This is a genomic window from Ameyamaea chiangmaiensis, assembly GCF_013376175.1.
GTDB classification, from domain to species: Bacteria; Pseudomonadota; Alphaproteobacteria; order Acetobacterales; family Acetobacteraceae; genus Ameyamaea; species Ameyamaea chiangmaiensis.
Genome location: NZ_JABXXR010000348.1, coordinates 1 through 817 on the forward strand (window position 1 = coordinate 1; position 817 = coordinate 817).

Below are 817 nucleotides of genomic sequence, written 5' to 3' on the forward strand. Positions count from 1 at the left end.
GTCAGCTGGCCGCGCTGGCCGCGCAGGGCTTCACCGATGCGCTGGTCAACAGCGTCGCCAGTGCGCCGCTGGCCGAAGCACTGTCGCAGGCCGGCGTCGGGTTCGCGCTTCTGGTGCACGAACTTCCCGGGCTGATCGCCCGCGCGCAACTGACCGACGCCTTTGCCCACGCCACGGGCATCGCACGCGCCATCGTGTATCCCGCAGCCGCCGTCGCGGTGGCCAACGCGGCGCTCACCGCCCCCAACGCGGGCTCGCGCAGCCATATCCTGCCACAGGGCCTGTATACGCCCACGCGCTTCGAGCTTGGCGAACGCGCCCGCCTGCGCGAGCAGTTCGGCTGCGGGCGCGCCGACCGCGTCATCATCGGCGCGGGTCACGGCGACATCCGCAAGGGCTTCGACCTGTTTCTCCAGCTCTGGCGGCAGCAGGCCTATGACAGCGGCGAGGGACGGACCCATTTCGTCTGGCTGGGCGCACTGGCACCGGCGGTCAGTACCTTTCTGGCCGAAGACCTGGCCCGCGCACGGGCCAGCGGCACGTTCCATCTGCCCGGCCACGTCGAACCCGTGGGCCCGTGGCTCAGCGCCGCCGATGCCTTCGCCCTGACTTCGCGCGAGGATCCCTATCCCTCCGTGGTGCTCGAGGCACTGGCCTGCGGCCTGTCCTGCGTCGCCTTCGACAACAGCGGCGGCATTCCCGACCTGTTGCGGCGCCTCAATACCGAACCTCTGCGTGGCGCGATCCCGCAGACCTGCGTCGCGCACGGCGACACCGTCGGCATGGGTGCCGCCCTGATGCGCGCGGCGGACGCCAG

The 817-nt window shown here is 71.2% G+C and carries 1 protein-coding gene; it reads left to right on the plus strand.

Annotated features, from left to right (window positions below):
* Nucleotides 1-817, plus strand: an 817-nt coding sequence (locus HUK82_RS16980) for a glycosyltransferase (protein ID WP_176615013.1), incomplete at both ends; no start/stop codon positions are given.